Source organism: Endozoicomonas sp. SESOKO2 (genome assembly GCF_024606245.1).
Classification (GTDB): domain Bacteria; phylum Pseudomonadota; class Gammaproteobacteria; order Pseudomonadales; family Endozoicomonadaceae; genus Endozoicomonas_A.
The window spans coordinates 1-1031 of record NZ_JAHHPQ010000437.1; the positions used below are offsets into that span (position 1 = coordinate 1).

Sequence of the window (1031 nt, forward strand, 5' to 3'; positions counted from 1 at the left end):
AGATGCGCTTTTTTTGTTGGTGATGCATGAGATTCTGGACCGCTATTATGCGCGTCAGAAATGCCGGTCATGCCAGCAGCATCTGATGATGCTTCTCAAGCGTTTGCAGAGAGGTATGCGATGTCATCGTCACAAGGCTCGAACATCAGGTTCGTGTCCCTATGTATATAAAGCTAAAGCGAGCCCGGAACCTGAGGTAAGTATGCTCCAATCAATGAGGGATAAGGCAAAGAGCTGGGTAACATTTGTTGTTGTCGGCATCATTGCCTTTATGATGGCGATTACTGGTCTGGAAACACTGGCGCCGAATCCGAATAATCCTAACGTTGCTAGCGTTAACGGCGAAGATATTACCCGTGCCCAGTTGGTACAGTCACTGGAGCAGCAGAGAAGAATGCTGATTCAACAGATGGGTGATCAGTTTGACCCATCCCTGATTGATGAAAAACAGCTCAGAGAGTCGGTTCTCCAGTCTCTTATTGATCGTACCCTGCTATTACAGGAAGCCAAAAATGGCGACATGGGCCTGGGCCAGAAAGAACTGGATGCAATGATCGTCAGAATGCCCGAATTCCAGCAGGACGGTCAATTCAATCAGGATCGCTTCCTGATGATGGTTCGCAGCCTGGGAATGTCTCCAGCCCAGTTCCGTTCGTTGTTGAGCGATGAAACGGTTTTGCAGCAAATTCAGGCCGGTGTTGCAGGTTCCGAGTTTGTGACCCCGTCAGAGATCAGTAGGTTGACTGCGCTGGAAAACCAGAAGCGTGAAATGGCCTGGCTGACCCTTGATGTTGCAAAAGTTCGTGACAGCATCGAACCGACTGAAGATCAGGTCAAATCCTATTACGAAGCTCATCGTGAGCAGTATATGACACCAGAGCAAGTTGAGATCAGTTTCGTGGAAATGGATAAGGCTTCTATGGTGCACGATCTTGAGGCCGATCAGCAGGCAATTAAAGATGAGTATCAGCGTCGTCTTCAGGACATTGAAGAGAATGCTGCCGATACTCAGACAGTGTCCACTATTCTGA

Annotated in this window: 1 protein-coding gene; it reads left to right on the forward strand. The window is 48.5% G+C overall.

All coding sequences use genetic code 11. The features are described from left to right. The coding region (locus KDK17_RS09875; protein WP_257287979.1) for a SurA N-terminal domain-containing protein at positions 1 to 1031 on the forward strand (1031 nt) is incomplete at both ends.